The organism is Sulfuricurvum kujiense DSM 16994 (genome assembly GCF_000183725.1).
In the GTDB taxonomy this organism is placed as follows: domain Bacteria; phylum Campylobacterota; class Campylobacteria; order Campylobacterales; family Sulfurimonadaceae; genus Sulfuricurvum; species Sulfuricurvum kujiense.
This window is the reverse complement of sequence record NC_014762.1, coordinates 2,114,601-2,133,567: the sequence shown is the minus strand read 5'-3', so window position 1 is coordinate 2,133,567 and position 18,967 is coordinate 2,114,601. Positions and strand designations below refer to the sequence as shown.

Annotated in this window: 14 protein-coding genes; all 14 read left to right on the top strand. The window is 42.5% G+C overall.

What is annotated here, in order from left to right:
- The first annotated feature begins 68 nt into the window (after positions 1 to 68).
- The gene (locus SULKU_RS10620) at positions 69 to 4,286 is read left to right on the top strand and encodes a beta strand repeat-containing protein (protein WP_151174303.1); all 4,218 of its coding nucleotides are present in this window, start codon (positions 69 to 71) and stop codon (positions 4,284 to 4,286) included.
- Positions 4,287 to 4,499: 213 nt separating this feature from the next.
- Entirely contained in the window at positions 4,500 to 5,702 is a 1,203-nt protein-coding gene (locus tag SULKU_RS10615; protein ID WP_013460966.1) for a trypsin-like serine protease, read from the top strand.
- 141 nt (positions 5,703 to 5,843) lie between these two features.
- Positions 5,844 to 6,281, top strand: a complete 438-nt coding sequence (locus tag SULKU_RS10610; protein WP_013460965.1) for a transposase — start codon at positions 5,844 to 5,846, stop codon at positions 6,279 to 6,281.
- An 82-nt stretch (positions 6,282 to 6,363) separates the two neighbouring features.
- A complete protein-coding gene (locus SULKU_RS10605; protein WP_013460964.1) occupies positions 6,364 to 7,107 on the top strand; it encodes a transposase in 744 nt (247 codons plus the stop codon).
- A 542-nt stretch (positions 7,108 to 7,649) separates the two neighbouring features.
- Complete coding sequence (locus SULKU_RS10600; protein ID WP_013460963.1) at positions 7,650 to 7,904, top strand: hypothetical protein; 255 nt, start codon at positions 7,650 to 7,652, stop codon at positions 7,902 to 7,904.
- Between the two features lie 225 nt (positions 7,905 to 8,129).
- A complete protein-coding gene (locus SULKU_RS10595; protein ID WP_013460961.1) occupies positions 8,130 to 8,360 on the top strand; it encodes a hypothetical protein in 231 nt (76 codons plus the stop codon).
- 496 nt (positions 8,361 to 8,856) lie between these two features.
- Positions 8,857 to 9,597 (top strand): transposase, encoded by a 741-nt coding sequence (locus SULKU_RS14810; RefSeq protein WP_013460960.1) that lies wholly within the window; start codon positions 8,857 to 8,859, stop codon positions 9,595 to 9,597.
- Between the two features lie 70 nt (positions 9,598 to 9,667).
- Entirely contained in the window at positions 9,668 to 11,482 is a 1,815-nt protein-coding gene (locus SULKU_RS10580) for a DUF4214 domain-containing protein (protein WP_013460959.1), read from the top strand.
- A gap of 125 nt (positions 11,483 to 11,607) precedes the next feature.
- Entirely contained in the window at positions 11,608 to 11,808 is a 201-nt protein-coding gene (locus SULKU_RS10575; RefSeq protein WP_013460958.1) for a DUF6447 family protein, read from the top strand.
- A gap of 181 nt (positions 11,809 to 11,989) precedes the next feature.
- Positions 11,990 to 13,714 carry a type I secretion system permease/ATPase gene (locus SULKU_RS10570; protein WP_013460957.1) on the top strand — a complete coding sequence of 575 codons (1,725 nt, stop codon included), beginning with the start codon at positions 11,990 to 11,992 and terminating at the stop codon, positions 13,712 to 13,714.
- Complete coding sequence (locus SULKU_RS10565; protein ID WP_013460956.1) at positions 13,711 to 15,057, top strand: HlyD family type I secretion periplasmic adaptor subunit; 1,347 nt, start codon at positions 13,711 to 13,713, stop codon at positions 15,055 to 15,057. The genes SULKU_RS10570 and SULKU_RS10565 overlap by 4 nt, the downstream gene beginning before the upstream one ends.
- Complete coding sequence (locus SULKU_RS10560) at positions 15,047 to 16,180, top strand: glycosyltransferase (RefSeq protein ID WP_013460955.1); 1,134 nt, start codon at positions 15,047 to 15,049, stop codon at positions 16,178 to 16,180. The genes SULKU_RS10565 and SULKU_RS10560 overlap by 11 nt, the downstream gene beginning before the upstream one ends.
- Entirely contained in the window at positions 16,177 to 17,487 is a 1,311-nt protein-coding gene (locus SULKU_RS10555) for a TolC family protein (protein ID WP_013460954.1), read from the top strand. The genes SULKU_RS10560 and SULKU_RS10555 overlap by 4 nt, the downstream gene beginning before the upstream one ends.
- A complete protein-coding gene (locus SULKU_RS10550) occupies positions 17,487 to 18,899 on the top strand; it encodes a mannose-1-phosphate guanylyltransferase/mannose-6-phosphate isomerase (protein WP_013460953.1) in 1,413 nt (470 codons plus the stop codon). Before SULKU_RS10555 ends, SULKU_RS10550 begins: the two co-directional genes overlap by 1 nt.
- Positions 18,900 to 18,967 lie beyond the last annotated feature (68 nt).

Genomic DNA, 18,967 nt, shown 5'->3' with positions numbered 1-18,967 from the left:
TTCCTATGCGTAATATTTGATGATTTGGTGCAATATAGTGAAGTTTAATTGACATCTTAATTTAAAGTGTGATATTATTAGCACAGTGCAGAGAATTAGCGCTAAAAGCTTTTAGTATGGTATCTCTCGAGGATATTCAAAATTACGACAAATCAGAGGAGTCTTTAATGGCAACAAACTTAGATATTCAAAAAATGTACATCGCATACTTTGGCAGACCTGCTGATGTGATGGGTCTTCAGTACTGGGAAGCACAAATAACGGCGGCAAATGGTAGCCCTTCAGCGGTTATCAATGCTTTTAGCGCATCTGCAGAGTATGCAAACGCATATGCTGGCCAGTCAAGTGCATTTATCGTAAACAGCCTTTACAATAACCTTTTTGGCAGAGATGCGGAATTAGACGGTTTGACATACTGGTCAACACGACTAGATAACGGTACATTTAACGTTGGAAATGTAGCATGGGCCATCATGACAGGTGCTCAAAATACAGACGTTACGGCACTTAGCAACAAAACAACTGCGGCACAAGCATTTACAGATGCTATGGACACAACGGCTGAGATCCTAGGGTATAGCGGTACTGCAGCTGTATCATCAGCGAAAACGTGGTTGTCAACAGTTACAGATTCACAAGCTACATTGACGGCTGCTCAAGCGTCAGTAGGAACGGCTGTATCTGATTCTGTTACTGCAGGCACAGCTTCTCAAGGCCAAGTTTACACACTTACTACGGGTGTAGATTCTGGAGCAGCTTTCACAGGTACTGCGAATGACGATACTTTTGTTGCTGCGTATGATATCACTGCAGCAGTTAACACTCTTGGTGGACTTGATGTTCTTGATGGTGGCGCAGGTACAGATACTTTATCGCTTACAAGTGCTAGCGGTGCTGCTTATAAGATGTCTACAACTGCGCAAATCAGCAACATTGAAAGTATGACAATCCGTGGTGACAATACTGTGACCGCAGATGTGAGTGGTACAAATGTAACTGGTCTTGGATCTATTGCTGTTACGACCTCAACTGCTGCGACGGTAACTGCTGCAACAACAACAGATGTATCTGTATCTGGTTCTACAGGTGCAATCATCGTTGATGGTGGTAAAAATGTAACAGTTTCTGATGCAACTGCTACAACTGCTATCACGATCGGTGGTGGAGCAGTAAATGCTGGCACTATCACTGTAACCGATACAAACCAATCAACAGGAAATATCGCAATCGATGGTGGTACAACGGTTGATCTTACTACATCAGGGCGTACTACGGGTACTATTAAAGTTGGTGACACTGGAGCTGCTAACGTTGCAACGGATATGGCAAGTGGTGCTATTACGGTTATTGCTAACGAAGCTTTAGCAAGTGCTGGAACCGCAGCTGCCATTACTGTTGAAGGTGGTTCATCTATCTCTATTACAGAAAACATTACAGCTTCTGCTGCAGCTATTACAACGGCATCAACTTCAGGTGCTCCTGGTGTTATCACTGGTGCTGCGATTGCTGCTACTGGTGGTGCTGCTACAACTTCAATCACGGTAAACCAAACTGCTGCTAAAGCTGCTGTAGCTGCTGTAACTGCTGCTACTGCTGTTGCTGCTACAACGACTGCTACGTTTACTGCGGTTACTTCTGGTACTGCTGTTACTGTTAATGGTTTGACATTTACTGCTGGAAAAGATCTTACTGCTGCTGAAGTTGCTGCTGCATTTAGTGGTTTAACTGCTGGTGACAAACAAGCAGGTACGGGACCGACTGCAAACGGTGTATATACAGGTACATCTGCTGCAGCTTGGACAACGGGTGCTGTTACAACGGTTGATGCAACACACAGTTCAGTTACATTTACAGCTGTAAATGGTACTGCTGCAGTAACAGCTGCAACAAATGCTACTCTTGCTGTTGTTTCGACAGGTACTGCAGGTGCAACAGGTGTAACAGGTGTTCTCGGTGTTGTTAACGGTGGAGTAACTGTTGATGGTAACATCACAGGTACAGATGTATTGTCAACGGTTTCTTTGAACGCTTATGGTACTTCTACAATTGCTTCTGATGCATTGACATCTTTGACACTTGCGAACAGCGCAGCTGGCGTAACGGTTACAAATACTGCTGCAACAACATTGGCATTAAACTTGGATAACTTAACTACAGGTTCAACAGTTGCAACGGGTGCTACATACACTACATTAAACATCACTACTGCTGGTACTGATTCAGATGTTACTTTGACAGCAGCTGGTGTTGAAACATTGACTGTTGCTGGTAGTAAAGCGGTTGATTTGACAGGTGCAACTTTGACAGCTCTTGAAACAGTTACAGTATCAGGTTCTGCTGGATTGACAATTGATGCATCAGGTGCAAACGTTACTGCGGTTAACACTACAGCAACAACAGGAACGGTAACTGCAACGGTTAATGCTGACCTTGCAACGTATACCGGTGGTGCAGGTGTAGACGCTGTAACATTGTCATCAACTACTGTTGATAAAGCGGTAAATCTTGGTGCTGGTAACGATTCATTGACATTGGCTACTGGTACTACTGCATTGACATCAGAAATGATCGCTGGAGATGGTACAGATACATTGGTTATGGTTGCTGCTGATGCGGTAACGGCTTCTGCAACAACAACATTCGAAACTAAAATTACAAGTTTTGAGAAATTGAGCCTTGGTGCTGCAGCTGCTGTTGGTACAGTAAACCTTGCAAATATGGATGATATCTCTTATGTTGTAAGTGCGAATTCTACGGGTGGTGCAATTGCTGAAGTTCAAACGTTTACAGTAACAGCGGGTACAGGTGCTGCAGTTCCTGAACAACAAACTATCAATTTTGATACAAATACGGTAACTACTACTGCTGGTACTATTATTGTAGGCGGTATTACTGTGACATTACTGGGTACTGAAAATCAAACACAAATAGCTGCTGCAGTTGCTGCAGCTATAAATGGACAAATATTAACAAGTCCAGCTACGACTACAACGGCTGTTACTGCTACATCTGCTTTAGGTGTTGTAACAATTACTTACCCTGCTACGGCAAACTTTGGTGCTGTAACTGTTGTAGACGGTACTGCAGTCTCTTCGGGTGCAGCTGTAATAGCGGATAATGCAGTTGCTTACGATTCTAACGCAGGTAACATTACTATTGAGGGTGTAGCTGTTGCGGTTACAGCTGGTTTAACAGCTGACCAAGTGGGTGCTCTTATCGCTGCTGCAAATTACTCTGCTACAACGATTAATACAGTAGCATACAACGCTGCAACTGATACTGTAACAGTAACATACGATGCAGGTGTAGATGAAGGTAACACTACTACTGTTGATACTGATAGTACTGGTGTAACATTTGGTGCTGTTGCTACAACTACTACTGGCGCTGCGACTGGTGGTACAAGTCCGGCACTTACTATTAGTAACATGGCTAACAACGGTACATTGGAACTTACTGATGCTGGTTCTGGCGCGATAGTTACAATGACTGATGCTACAAGCACAACGGCGGATAGCTTCAACATCGTTACAAAAGTGAATGCTGCAGATCTTATTTTCGGAACAGTTGATGTTGCGGGTGTTGAAACAGTGAATATTACTGCGACTGATATTACACCTGTTAACACAACTACTGGTGCTGCAACAATCAGCGAAGCGACAATGACATTGTCAGATGCTGCTGTTAAATCAGTTGTTATCGATGGTAATTCTGATCTTGTTTTGACAGCTGCTGGTGCTTCATTGACGTCTGTTAATGCATCTGCTTTGACTGGTAACTTGACATTCAGCTCTGCTGTAAACAGTGCCACTATCACTGGTGGTGCTGGTGATGATCATCTTACTGCTGCAGGTAGTGCTCAAACATTAATCGCTGGAGCAGGTAACGATACACTTGTTGCTGGTACTCTTGCTACATTGACAGGTGGGGCGGGTAACGATACATTTGACATGACGACTCAGTTGTCAAATGTTAACTCATATTCAACTATCACTGATCTTTCAGCTGGAGATGTTATCCTTACGAATTCAACAGTATTCAAAGCGACTGCTGTTACTCTTGCTTCAACTGCTGTCTTCCAAGACTATGCAAATGAAGCTATTAAAACTAGTGCTGCTACAGATGTAACTTGGTTCCAATTCCAAGGAAACACTTATGTAGTTGAAAATGATTCAAGTGCTACTTCATTTACTAATGGTACTGATGATATTATTAAAATCACTGGTCTTGTTGATCTTAGCCACGCTTCGTTCAATGCTACTAGCCACACTATCGAAATCGCGTAAATCTTCTTCTAAGTCTTCGGACTTAAAGAATCTATCAGCCTCTGCTCTCTTTATGGGAGTAGAGGCTTTCTTCATTTTAGTCCATTCCTGATCATCACCTATCTCAATCCAAATCAAAAAATATTACTTACTCATATTAATATCTCTAGACACCATTTACAAACCGATATGATATAATCTTCCTAATAATTGAAATGCTCAGGCTCCAAACAAATGACTACACAAATTCTATATACTGATATACGTAGCCGTGCTTTGCCAGGTGAGGGGTATGACGGTGTCGTCCGAATTTCGGCAGGCGGCTATTACGGCACCGGAGTGCTCCTGTATGATGGGCGTGCGGTATTGACCGCCGCACATCTCTTTGACAATATAAATACTAGCAGTGCTACCGTTTATTTTGAGACTGTAGGGACGAGCTCAACTCTTGTATCCGATACGATATTAATCCACCCTGGCTATGATGCGAGAAATGAAAACTATGATTTAGCCCTGATTTGGCTCTCTTCCGCCCCTACGGATGCCGAGCGGTACACCTTGTATCGTCAAAGTGATGAGATATCTCAGACGTTTACGGCAGTGGGTTATGGTCGACACGGCAGTGGTGAAGCGGGCGTCGATGAGATCTATAATGTTGCACCATTGCGGCTCAAAGCACAAAATAAGTTTGATGTAGATGGTGCGGATTTAAAATTCAATTTGGGTTCAATTATGGGATGGGCACCTGTGAACGGAGTGCAATTAATGGCCGATTTTGATGACGGCACCATTCAACATGACGCATTAGGTGAGCTTATGGGTCGATGGGACAGAGGAATCGGAATATATGAAGGACTTATTGCACCTGGTGATAGTGGTGGGCCAGCTTTTATCGGTGATCAAGTGGCCGGTATTGCGAGCTATGTAACGAACCTTGGAACCGGATATGTTCACCCCGACATTGATAATACCCTTAATAGCAGTTTCGGAGAAGTGGCTGGATGGCAGAGTGTTAGCACACAGCAGCAATGGATTGATCAAAATATACGTGCACACTATATTGATCCTCCACAAACACCATTAGAGGTGCAAAAAAGTATAGTAGAAGGGAATAGTGGGACGCAAAGTGTCTATTTTATGCTGACATTTACCGGAGTTCGTAGTGACCCTGCTGAGTGGCTTAGTGTTGATTTTTCTACGCGTGACGGCAGTGCTGTCGGAGGAGAGGATTATATAGAGACACATGGTAGATTGGTATTGTATCCGGATGAAAATCAAGCCCTCATCCCTGTTGAAGTGATAGGTGATACAGTGTCCGAGATGGATGAAACATTTTATTTGGATGTATTTAATCCGGTAGGCGGAAGTTTCGGCGAAGGGATAACAATGCTTACAGCTGTTCGGACTATTATTGATAATGACAGTTTGTGGGTCTAAAAAAGCTTTAAAGGTATTAATAGGCTCAGGGATCTTTTTAGCTTTTTTGCAGAAAATAGGGGTCTGACCCCATATTGAAACATTTCTTGCTTTAGACTTAAATACACTCTGCTATAATTATCAAAATAGAGAGGATAGTATATGCCCAGAAAATATCGTATTACTGAACCTGGATATTATCATTGCATTTCCAGAGGGGTTGAGAGAAGAAATGTTTTTTTAGAGCCCGATGATTTTGATACATTTCTTTCACTATTTATAGAGATAAAGCGTGATTTTCATTTAATTGTACATGCGTATTGTTTAATGACTAATCACTATCATATTTTGATTGAGACAACCCAACCTAATATTTCAACAGCAATGCAACGGCTAAACTCACTATATTCGATCTATTTCAATAAAAAATATAAGCGGTCTGGTCATTTATGGCAGGGAAGGTTCCATTCGTACTACCTCTACGATGATATTCACTTTTGGTATGTTGCTAAATACATTGAACGCAATCCGATAAAAGTATCAATGGTTGAAAATATCATTGAATATCCTTACCAATCTTTTTATGAGCGAAAAAAATAGGGGTCTGACCCCATATTGAAACATTTCTTGCTTTAGACTTAAATACACTCTGCTATAATTATCAAAATAGAGAGGATAGTATATGCCCAGAAAATATCGTATTACTGAACCTGGATATTATCATTGCATTTCCAGAGGGGTTGAGAGAAGAAATGTTTTTTTAGAGCCCGATGATTTTGATACATTTCTTTCACTATTTATAGAGATAAAGCGTGATTTTCATTTAATTGTACATGCGTATTGCTTAATGACCAATCATTATCATCTATTGATTGAAACAGCTCTACCTAATATCTCGGCGGCAATGCAGCGGCTAAACTCACTATATTCGATCTATTTCAATAAAAAATATAAGCGGTCTGGTCATTTGTGGCAGGGAAGGTTCCATTCGTACTACCTCTACGATGATATTCACTTTTGGTATGTTGCTAAATACATTGAACGCAATCCGATAAAAGTATCAATGGTTGAAAATATCATTGAATATCCTTACCAATCTTTTTATGAGCGAAAAACCTATAAAGAAGCTTTATTAGTCAGCGATTCTAAAATATATGACATGACATTGCAAGAGTATGAAAATTACATATCAACTGATTTAAGTGATGACATACTTGCTAAGATTTACGATACACCAAAAATAGTACAAAAAGATGGAAAACTAACTTTTTTATACAAACGCCTAGAAACTTTATTTGAGGAAGATAAAGATAATAATCGATCTGAAAATGCAAAACGTGCATATGAGTATGGATATACAGTATCTGAAATTGCTTCGTTTCTCAACCTAAGTCATTCTGCTGTTAGCAAATATGTGCATCAATAAGCGAAAATGTAGTCAGGTGTTTTTTGTAAACCTCCCTCCGTTCACATAATGTCCATAATCCTCAAAATTATCTCTTTCTGATATAATGGCGTTATGGGTAAAAAAGATTATTTAAAAGAATAGATTGGTATTTTAAAAGAGGAATACAGAAATATTTTTCTTATTTTTCTTACCGTAGGAACGGGTAGCTTCGCTTCGTTTTATCAGGTATTACTCGGTAAAGTTCCAATATGGATAGCCATTGTTGGATTAGTAGGAATAGTTTTAACACTTTTTTGTAAAGGTGTCAGGCACCTTTTGTAAACTAACATGCTATAATTTCTTTTGATTTAGAAGGAGATTAGATGCCACGTCCCCCTCGCTATAACGAAATCGGTACATATCATGTCAAATAAAGGTGTCAGGCACCTTTTGTAAACTAAGATGCTATAATTTCTTTTGATTTAGGGGATAAAGGTGTCAGGCACCTTTAGTAACATTCTTCTCCGCTTTACATAATGTCCATTATCTTCATAACTATCTATTTCTGATATAATTGTCACATGAGTAAAAAAGATAAACTTTTACAAGAGATCGGTAGTTTAAGAGAAGCAAGGAAGGATTGGTTCAACATCCTATTCGCTATCGCTTCAGCAATTGTTGTTTTGGTATATTCAGTATTATCCGGCGACAAACCAATTTATATGCTAATCTTAGGTTCTATTGGATTTTCTGGTTTTATTTTTATAGCTTTTTACTATAAAAATATTGAGACGAAGATTGAGCAAAAACTTGATGAACTTGAAAAGGAGGAATGATCATGGTTGAAATATTTGCACTAACCTTAGCTGCAGCTACATTAGGAGTTTTAGTCTATTTAGCAAAACACGATGCTTCGGGTTGGAGAATCAATCACGATAAGTGATTTTTAGTTCACATATAAAAGGTGTCATGCACCTTTTATAAACCACCCCTCAGCTTCACATAATGTCGGTTATCTTCAATCATCATTTCTTTTCATTTTCTTCTGATATAATTTCTGTATGAGTAAATTAGATGAAGTAAAAGAAATACTAAACACACTCCGTGTTGCCATGACTATCGGATTTGGCTTATTGGTAGTTATCGTTGGTGGTTTAATCAAACGTTATGATGATCAAATCATCGATACTCTTTTTTGGAGTGGAGTAGGGTTTGCAGTTTTGACTTTGACTGTGATAGTACTATTGATGACTAGTATTTCGAAAAAAACAAAAGAGATAAAGGAACTGTGATGGATGCGCCAACGATTGCTTTGATTATTATAGGTATTGCTACAATGGGTGTGATGTTTTTCGGTGTTTATAAATTGTCACAAGAGTAAAATAAGGGTCTGTCCTTTTTTACTTCCCCCTACTTTATAAATATCGGTTATCTTCAATCATCATTTCTTTTCATTTTCTTCTGATATAATTTCTGTATCAGTAAATTAGATGAAGTTAAAGAGCATATCGGTGCTCTGAAGACATATTTGAACATTATAGTTGCCATCGTTTTAGCTAGCGGTGCTGGTGTCGCAAAATTATACGATGATAAAAATATTGGTCTTTTGTTTTGGTTAGGTATCGCTGTAATCTTGATTGCTATTGCAGTCTTCATATGGATATCAAAATCGATGCATAACAAATTTAAATTTAAGGAATTTAAGGTGTCAGGCACCTTTTGTTAAGGTGTCAGGCACCTTTTGTAAACCAACATGCTATAATTTCTTTTGATTTAGAAGGAGATTAGATGCCACGTCCCCCTCGCTATAACGAAATCGGTACCTATCATGTCATCAATCGTGGTGTAGAACGCCGAGAAGTGTTTTTAGATCAGCGTGATTATGATCAGTTTATGGCATATCTCGGAGATTTGGTAACAAAATACGGTATACAGTTCCATGCCTATTGCTTGATGAACAATCATTACCATCTATTACTAGAGACGGTGTCCGATAATCTATCTGATGCACTTAAATATTTAAATGTAAATTATTCCAAATATTTCAACCAAACATATCAACGAACTGGTCATTTATGGCAGGGACGCTTCAAATCGTTTCCGATTCATGATGAAACACAGTTTTGGACGGTTGCCAAATACATTGAACGTAATCCGATCGCTGCAGGGATAGTCAAAAATATCAACGAATATCCTTATCACTCATATCAGATCGTTTCACAATCCAGTCATACGTTTAGTTATATAATCGATCAGTCAAAGATACATACGATGCAAGATAGTGAATATAGTGAATTTATTGACACACCTTTACAAAACGAGATACTGAAATCAATTTATAAAATGCATCGTATAAATAAAGATACAACCGATAAAAAATATCTTCATAAGCCTATATCTACTTTTTTTGATCAAAAAGGAGAACGCAATGAAAAAATCCGAGCCTGTTACCGGTACGGATATACTCAAGCCGATATTGCAGATTTTTTAGGGCTTTCTAGAACAGCTATTAATAAAATTATTCGGTGAAAAATCGCTCTTGACTTTTTGGATAGCCGTTATATAATTAATTTAAAACTAATGAAGAGAGGTGGAAAAAATGCCTTCGTATAATGACATCGCAAAACTTTATGTTGCAACTTTTAACCGGGCACCTGACGCTGCGGGCCTAAGCTACTGGGTGTATGACTCGGGATTGAGTCGGGAAGGGATTGCGCAGAGCTTTTTCGATCAGCCGGAAACGCAGACTAGGTATCCCTCGGGTACGAGCAATACCGATTTTGTGACCTCCATATACAATAACCTTTTTAACAGAGATCCGGAGGCTGCGGGATTGGCATACTGGGTTGGAGAACTGGATGCGGGCAGGGTATCGAGAGATACGGCCATACTCGCTTTTATCGACGGAGCACTTAATACGGCGCTGGGGCAGGATGCGACTATTTTGACCAACAAACAGACGGTCGGACTCGATTTCGCAAACCACGATCTAAACGATGTTAACCTCGCCAGTACGGTAATGGATGCTGTTGGTGCCGATGCAGCTACCGTTACTTTGGCTTTGCAGCTCATTTCGTCTGTGACATCGACTACGGGTACCTTGACCTATGAAGCGGTTGCAGGTACGACTTCCTATCTGTATAACACCGATTACAGCGATTCGACATTTGCGGATGGGCTGGATTCGATGCACAAGATGATTTATAATGCCGATGGGACAGTAACCCATACGGTATCTTACGCAAGTTTCGGAGCGTCGGGATGGACGAGCGAAGAGCCGTTTGAATACACTCAGACGTGGACGATACAAAACGGCAAACTGATTCTTATGACGACAGCCGGTGATCATACCTCTACCGACACGTTGACCTATGTTACCCAAAGCGGCGGTCAGACCGTATACAATGATGCGGGAGTCGAGCGCGACACGACACTCGGCACCGTAGTCGATCAGTATAACGAGCTGGTTGTTTCGTATTCTGCGATTCTGAGCCCCCGCAGCGAGGCTGAGTTACTTGCTGAAGGGCTGGTCAAAGAGGTTTTGAGCGGAAATGTCAGTTTTAGCGATCCGAGCGGTGCGGCTGCTGCAGTTCCCTCAGATGCAAAAATACAGTTGTACAGTTTAGAAAACAGTTTTAACACGATGGACGGAATAACACTAAATGCGGACGGTTCTTTTACAAAAACGATTTATACGTTAGGTGATATATTTAATGACAATATGCCGATCAGTATGGCCCTATACAGCGATGTAAACGGTAATGCGGTGTGGGAGAGTGACGGAAATTCCATTTACGAACCGTTTTATTTGTTGAAAGATATCACGATAGGGGAGATGCAGAGCGCTCTGCCGGGGATAACGTTGGTTAATGGGGGCAGCTACTATGCCGGTGAGGGTGTCACACAAAGCGGAGGGGTCGATTATGAGGTAAGTGCGTTCGGGTCGACTGTGGATGTAACGGCAATGCTGGGGGAAAGAGCAGCATCCGCATTTATTATTAACATACACGGCAGCGGATCGGACCAGAGTGTTACAGGGACTAACAGTAACGATGCATTCATGTGGCATGGCGGCAACGATACGTTTGACGGCGGTTCAGACGGCGGTGACTGGGGGAACGGCGGAAGCGATTTTGCATCGGTGAATCTGGTTACCGGATCATCGGCAGTTCAGATCGATTCGTCTCAGCCGAATGTAATTTCGATTAGTGAAAACGGAACGGTGCGTGTAACAGTGACGAAAAATACAAACGGAAGTTTTGACGCAACGATGGCATCGAGTGGGGATGTTTTACACATGGTAAACACAGAGGTATTTAGACTTTATGTTACGCCGCAGAATACAGACCCGTCCTATAATTTTACAATCGATTTGGTCGGAAATCAAACCGGTACGTTCGACGCACATTTTTAATTTTTTGGAAAGGCTATAAAATAATCACTATAGAGTATGATTCGATTGAAAAAAAGTTTCTTTTAATTTTTTTGGCTACAATTTCGCCAAAGTTTTAAACTTTATGTATAGATTATGGGAGAAATATGTCAACTATTACCATCGACAAAAAAGAATACAAGTTAGCGGATTTATCTGATGAAGCAAAAGCTCAAATCGGATCGATTCAGGTTGTAGATCAAAAAATTGCTGATTTGAATGTACAACTGGCGATTATGCAAACGGCGCGTAATGCGTATTCGCAGGCGCTGACTTCACTCTTGCCTAAAAAAAGAGCGTCTAAATAATGGGGTTATCCCATTATTTAGCACTTTCTTTACTTTTTACTACTTTTTCCCCTTTTAAAAAAACAACAGTTTGACAGGAAAGTAAATACAAAGTTTGCTACAATTTCAAATTATTTTTTGATTGATAGTATACAAATAATAGTGATTTGCTTATTTTATACACCAAAGGTAGCGTCGACATATGTCTAACATCTCCAAAAAAAACAATGAAAATGAATTAAAAAAGACGGTTTTACTTCTAAAAAAATCTTTTTATTTTGCCGGTTTCGTAAGCTTATTTATTAATCTTCTTATGTTGGTGCCGTCTTTGTATATGCTTCAGTTGTATGATCGGGTATTGGCGAGCCGTTCGCAAGAGACATTGCTGATGCTGACCCTGATCGTGGTAGCGATGTTTGCGGTGATGGGGACGCTGGAGTTTGTCCGTTCGCGTATCTTGATTCGGGTGGGAAATAAAATTGATTCACAGATGAGTACCCGTCTTTTCGATGCGATGTTCGCTTTGGCAAACCGCTATCCCGGCAAAGCGACGGCGCAGCCGTTAGGCGATTTGACCCAAATACGCCAATTCTTGACCGGTACTCCGTTATTTGCATTTTTTGATACCCCTTGGATGCCGATCTATATCGCCATTATGTTTTTGTTTCATCCTTATTTCGGGTGGTTCGCTGTTTTTGCCGTAATCGTTGCGCTGTCACTGACATTGATTAATGAGAAACGGACGAAAGCTGGATTGGAAGCATCGAATCGCTATTATCAGTCATCGCAAAGCTTTGTGCAGGCAAGTTTACGTAACTCTGAGATTATTGAAGCGATGGGGATGCATGCGAATGTACGTCGCCGCTGGTACAGCCGCTACATCTCGTTTTTGAACGAGCAGTCCAATGCGAGTGACGAAGCGGGCTTGTGGTCGAATCTGAGTAAAATTATTCGTATGCTGATGCAATCGTTGGTTTTGGGATTGGGCGGTTATTTGGCAATTGTCGGTGAATTGACTCCGGGGATGATGATTGCAGGATCTATTATTATGGGACGTGCATTGGCTCCTATCGATTTGATGACGAGTACCTGGAAACAGTTTACGTCCGCGCGGATCGCTTACAAACGCCTCGGCGAGCTGTTGGCCGAATTTCCGGAACCAACCCGTCCTACACCGCTTCCGGCACCGAAGGGATTCATTGACTTGGAAGGGATTGTTGTCGTTCCTCCTGGATCACAAGTTCCATCGCTTCGTGGTGTAAGTATGTCGATCAAAGCGGGAGAAACGGTCGGTGTGATCGGGCCGAGTGCTGCGGGGAAATCGTCATTGGCCCGTGCGATGCTCGGTGTATGGCCGTGTATTAACGGAAAAGTGCGTATTGACAATGCGGAGCTTTCCCATTACGACCGCGGCGATTTGGGAAGCCATATCGGATATTTGCCGCAGGATGTAGAGCTTTTTGACGGTACGATCAGTGAAAATATCGCCCGTTATGAGGATCCGAAACCGGAGATGGTCGTGGAAGCGGCTCAGGTGGCAGGCGTACACGAGATGATTTTGAAATTGCCTAAAGGATACGATACACCGATAGGGCCGGGCGGTATCGCTCTCTCAGGAGGTCAGCGCCAGCGTATCGGATTGGCGCGGGCGATCTACTGCTATCCGAAAATCGTTGTTTTGGATGAGCCGAACTCCAATCTTGACGATGTAGGAGAACGCGCCCTCGTAGAGGTAATTCTAGAGCTCAAAAAGCGGCTCACGACCGTTGTCCTGATTACCCATCGTCCTTCTATTTTGGGGATTACCGATAAGATCGCCTTTATGCGTGAAGGACAGCTGCAGCTGTTTGGTTCGCGTGACGAGGTTTTAGCAGCGCTTGCTCCAAAACCGCAGCCTATCCAAGAACAACAAGGAGCACAATCGTGAGCCAAACAGAAAATGCTCAACTCGTTTCCCCGGAAACTCCCCCTTCCCCCCAAACGGAAGACCGTAATTACAGACGTCTCGGCTTAATAGTTCTTGCACTTTTAGTAGGAGTATTCGGAGTATGGGGTGCGTTTGCCCCTTTGAGCAGTGCCGTAGCAGCTTCAGGAAAGGTAAGCGTAGCATCTAGTAACCGTATGATCCAACATCTGGAAGGCGGGATTGTAAAATCGATTTTAGTTAAAGACGGTGACAGTGTAAAAGCAGGGCAGGAATTGATAGAGCTTGATAATACGCAAGCAGATGCTCAACTTCAGATTGTTTTGGCACAGTATTATGAAAATTTGGGTTTAGAATCACGTTTGATTGCCGAACGTGACGGTAAAAGTTCTATTGTATTCGACCCGGATCTGGACAAAATGCAAAATCCGGCTTCACGCTTGCTGATAATGGAAGCACAACGCAGAGAGTTTCATGCCAGAGCGCAGCAGCTTATCGATGAAAAGCAGGTTTTGAATGAGCGGATTGAACAGCTCCGTAATCAAGTAGAAGGCTTAGAAGCGATCGTTGCAAGCAAAACATCCCTTTCCCGTTCGTATAATGATGAGATCAAAGAGTGGGAAGTACTCTATCAGCAGCAGCTGATCGATAAAATGAGACTGCGGGATATTAAACGCGAAAAAGTGCGTACAGATGGGGATATCGCCAATGCAAAAGCTGACATCGGGCGTGCAAAAGCGCAAATCAGCGAAGTAAAAGCGCAGATCATCGCCCAAAGACAAAAATTTATGCAAGAAGTTGTTTCTGAATTGGGTGACGTCCAGGCTAAATTATCGGATAACCGTGCCCGTATTTTCGCGCTTCAGGATGTATCGAACCGGACAAAAATGACTGCTCCGGTGGCAGGTATCGTGACTAATCTCCAAATGCATACAATTGGGGGAATTATCCCTCCCGGCAAGGCGGTAATGGAGATCGTCCCTGAGGGGGAACCTCTGATAATCGATGTGAAAATTGCGGCGACCGATATTGTTAATGTACATGAAGGACTCAAAGCTGAGATTAAATTTCCGGGATTTTCGCATGTCAAATCACTTAATGTCGTAATGGGTGAGTTAGTCCAGATCGCCCCCGATGCTGTAACGGATGAAGCGACGAAGAGCCTCTATTATCCGGCCAAAATCCGTGTTACTGCAGAAGGCCAAAAAGAGCTTATGCGTAATCATTTGGCGATACAGCCGGGTAATCCTGTTGATGCGATGATCGTAGTTGCCAGCAGAACGTTCATGGATTATCTGATCCATCCGTTTAAGTATATGGCTGATAGGGCATTTAATGAGCAGTAACCTTCGGGTTGCCATTGTTCATGATTGGCTTACGGCTATGGGCGGAGCTGAATATACGCTGCAACAGCTCTTAAAGCTCTATCCCGGAGCCGACATCTATACGATGGTCGATATACTTCCCGAAAACGAGCGCCAATGGCTTAAGGGACATCGTATATTTACATCCCCGTTACAGTCATTTCCTTTTCTTGCAAAGCGGTACCGTCAAATGATATGGATGATGCCGTTTTTGATCGAACAGTTTGATTTGGAAAAATATGACTTGATCATTTCTGACTCTCATGCGGTTGCCAAAGGGGTGATCGTCCATCCGGACCAAAAGCATTTGGCGTACATTTATTCTCCGATGCGCTATGCGTGGGATTTGACCTACGAGCATGACCGCATCGGCGTATTGGGTAGCGGCTTAAAACGTTTTTTTCTCCGGCATTGGTTCTTCCGTTTTCGATTGTGGGATGCAGCTTCTTCGCTCCGTCCCGACTCAATAATCGCAATTTCACATTTTATCCGTAAACGGATCCGAAAATCATGGGGTAGAGAAGCGAGTGTTATCTACCCGCCTGTCGATGTCGAGGGTTCTCCTTTTTCAAAAGAAAAAGGGGACTATTACATCACTGTCTCGCGTCTGGTCCCCTATAAGCGGATCGATTTGATCGTCGAAGCGTTTCGCACTATGCCGGACAAGAAGCTCATTGTAATCGGTGATGGGCCTATGTACAATGAACTCTCTAAAAACCTTCCGGCTAATGTAAAATTAGAAGGATATCTTGGACGAAATGAAATGCTGCAAAAGCTCTCTTTTGCAAAAGCATTTATTTTTATGCCTAAAGAAGACTTTGGCATCGCCCCGCTGGAAGCACAAGCATGCGGAACCCCGGTAATTGCGTATGGCTGCGGCGGAGCGGCGGAGACGGTGAGAGGGCTGGATAAAACCGATCCGACAGGGGTATTCGTACCTTATCAGGATGTAGAATCTTTGGCGGAGGCGATAGGGATTTTTGAATCCAATGCAGATAAATTTGATCCCGAAAATTGCCGGGAGTGGGCGATGAAGTTTTCGCAAAGCCGTTTTCGGGAAGAATTTTCACAACATATCGAGAAACTAATGAAGGATGAAGAATGAAATTAGGCTACGGTGTAATGTCCATAATAGCGTGCGGATTTCTTGCTTTGGGTGCACAGCCTCTGACGTTAAGCAATGCATATGACTTAGCACTTAAAAATGAACCCCATTTGCGCTCTTTATCGCTTAGAATGGAAGCGACTAAAGAGACGGTTACGCAAAGCAAAGCTAAACTGTATCCGCAGGTTCAAGGATCTCTTTCTTGGGGGAGTTACGGATACGATGCCGATTATCTCCGATCACCGGTAAACGAAAATTATAAAAGCTATTCGCTTTCAGCATCACAGCCTATTTTTCATCCTGAATTATGGCGGGGCATTGATTCGTCGAAATCACGTCAAAAAGCCGCTACTTATGAGTTTCAATCCGAGGCGCAAAAACTCGGGCTGGATGTGGCTAAAGCCTATTTCAATCTCTTAAGAACAAAACGTAATGTCGAGATGCTCACGTCTCAAAGTGAGTATTATCTCGCCAAATATAAAGAACAGGAAGAGAAACTAAAATTCGGCTTGACCAACCGTATTGACCTGCTTGAAGCTAAAGTGCATAGTGACAAAGCATTATCAGAGTTGCTTGCCGAACAAAAACGTTCGAAAGTGGCGGCACTTCGGCTTGAACATTATATTAAAGAGCCGGTAGGCGATTTGCCGGATTTTGATTTTTCGATGGTTGATCCAGGCAAATTATTCCGTGACGGTATGGAATGGGAAAGCAAACTCGGAAACAATCCGACGTTACAGGCTTCAATGGCCTCTGAAGAGTCGGCAACGCATGAAGTAGCCGTTCGAAAATATCAGCATTATCCGAAAGTTGATTTAAGTCTTGCGAGAAAAGAGACCTATACGCAAGATAGCGTTGCCCATAAATATGATAATCAGGCTATCGTTCAGATGTCGATACCGATTTTTGAGGGCGGATACACTCAATCACGCGTCCGCGAGGGGAAAATGTTGCTCGAAGCGGCGCAAAACGATGTAGAATACAATCGTTTGGATACCAAACAGCGCTTTGAAGAGCTATGGGCTGAAAGCCAGCTCAATGTTGAAACCCTTCAAGTGATGAAAGAATCCGAAAAATCGGCTAAGCTCTATTTGGATTCGATGGAACAAGCAAACAAAGCAGGACTGAAAAGTTTGCTGGATGTGCTGGAAGCCAAAGCAAAATTGTACGAAGTTAAACGGGATACTATTGATGCGGGATATGAATTGGTCAACAATTATTTAAGCATATTGGACGTGACGGGCGAACTCAACAGCGAAAATATCGCATTTTTGGAAAACATGGCAATTTCTAAAGGAGAACAATAATGGTTCCGGTCGTTGCTGTTATTTTATCAGGAGGTTCAGGCACCCGCTTATGGCCCCTTTCACGTAAAGCCTATCCGAAACAATTTCTAAGCCTTTACGGAAAAGAGACGATGTTTCAACAAACCCTGGAACGGCTCAAGGGTGTCGAAGGGTTAAGTGATGTGGTTGTTGTGGCGAATGAAGAACATCGCTTCATTGTTGCCGAGCAGATGCGCCAATGCGGGATAAAAGGGCGGATATTATTAGAACCGTTCGGAAAAAATACGGCCCCTGCAATTGCGCTGGCATCGTTGGATATCGTCAAACGCTATCCGGATGCCCATATGCTGGTTCTTTCGTCGGATCATGCGATTGAAACGGTTGAGCCGTTTATGGAAGCGATTAAATCGGCGAAGCGTTTGAGCGATGATGATCTTCTCGTGACGTTCGGGGTGACGCCGAGTTCTCCCGAAACGGGGTACGGATATATCCGTACCGCCGATGCAATCGGTATTCACGGGTATAAAGTCGGCGCATTTATCGAAAAACCCCGCAAAGAAGTCGCGATACAGATGTTGGAGCAGGGGGGGCATTATTGGAACAGCGGTATGTTCATGTTTAAAGCCTCGGTTATTCTAAACGAGCTGAAACAATACCGCTTGGATATTTATAAAGCGTGTGAATCTGCCGTATTGTCCGAGCAGCAGGATCTTGATTTTATCCGATTTGATGCCCAAAAATTTGAGCTTATCCCTGCGGAATCGATTGATTATGCGATAATGGAGCACTCAAAAAATGTTTCTATGGTCCCTTATAGCGGGATGTGGAGTGACGTAGGGTCATGGGATGCACTGTGGAATATATCACCGAGAGATGAGTCTGGCAATGTACTGATCGGGAATGTTGTGGCGCTCGATACGCATAACTCGTATATCCGAAGTACCTCAAAACGTGTTGCGGTTTCCGGTGTTGAAGGGCTGATTGTAGTCGCTACGGACGATGCGGTTCTTGTCGCCGACAAATCTCAGTCGCAGCAGGTAAAAGATTTGGTAAGCGCGTTGAGAGTGTGTGATCCTAACATTGTGGATAAACATCAAGAGGTACACCGGCCATGGGGATTTTATACCACTTTGGACAAAGCAGATCGTTTTCAGGTGAAGAGGATCGTTGTCAATCCGGGTGAAAAACTCTCTTTCCAAATGCATTATCACCGCGCTGAACATTGGATTATCGTCCAAGGGACAGCCAGCGTCCTCTTAGGAGATGAAAACCATATTTTAAGTGAAAATCAATCGATTCACATCCCTTTGGGGATGAAACATTCGCTTCAAAATCCAGGAAAAATCCCTCTTGAAGTGATCGAGGTACAATCGGGAACCTATCTGGAAGAAGATGATATCGTCCGTTATCAGGATGAATACGGACGGGCGTAAACCCTAGCCGATGTGATTCCTTCCGGTAATTAAGTACACCTTTCTGCTATAAACTATCAATTAAATTT

Coding starts and splice junctions, on each gene's coding strand:
- SULKU_RS10605 (WP_013460964.1), top strand. CDS start 6,364: ATGCCCAGAAAATATCGTATTACTGAACCTGGATATTATCATTGCATT.
- SULKU_RS10595 (WP_013460961.1), top strand. CDS start 8,130: ATGAGTAAATTAGATGAAGTAAAAGAAATACTAAACACACTCCGTGTT.
- SULKU_RS14810 (WP_013460960.1), top strand. CDS start 8,857: ATGCCACGTCCCCCTCGCTATAACGAAATCGGTACCTATCATGTCATC.
- SULKU_RS10610 (WP_013460965.1), top strand. CDS start 5,844: ATGCCCAGAAAATATCGTATTACTGAACCTGGATATTATCATTGCATT.
- SULKU_RS10550 (WP_013460953.1), top strand. CDS start 17,487: ATGGTTCCGGTCGTTGCTGTTATTTTATCAGGAGGTTCAGGCACCCGC.
- SULKU_RS10555 (WP_013460954.1), top strand. CDS start 16,177: ATGAAATTAGGCTACGGTGTAATGTCCATAATAGCGTGCGGATTTCTT.
- SULKU_RS10580 (WP_013460959.1), top strand. CDS start 9,668: ATGCCTTCGTATAATGACATCGCAAAACTTTATGTTGCAACTTTTAAC.
- SULKU_RS10575 (WP_013460958.1), top strand. CDS start 11,608: ATGTCAACTATTACCATCGACAAAAAAGAATACAAGTTAGCGGATTTA.
- SULKU_RS10615 (WP_013460966.1), top strand. CDS start 4,500: ATGACTACACAAATTCTATATACTGATATACGTAGCCGTGCTTTGCCA.
- SULKU_RS10570 (WP_013460957.1), top strand. CDS start 11,990: ATGTCTAACATCTCCAAAAAAAACAATGAAAATGAATTAAAAAAGACG.
- SULKU_RS10560 (WP_013460955.1), top strand. CDS start 15,047: ATGAGCAGTAACCTTCGGGTTGCCATTGTTCATGATTGGCTTACGGCT.
- SULKU_RS10600 (WP_013460963.1), top strand. CDS start 7,650: ATGAGTAAAAAAGATAAACTTTTACAAGAGATCGGTAGTTTAAGAGAA.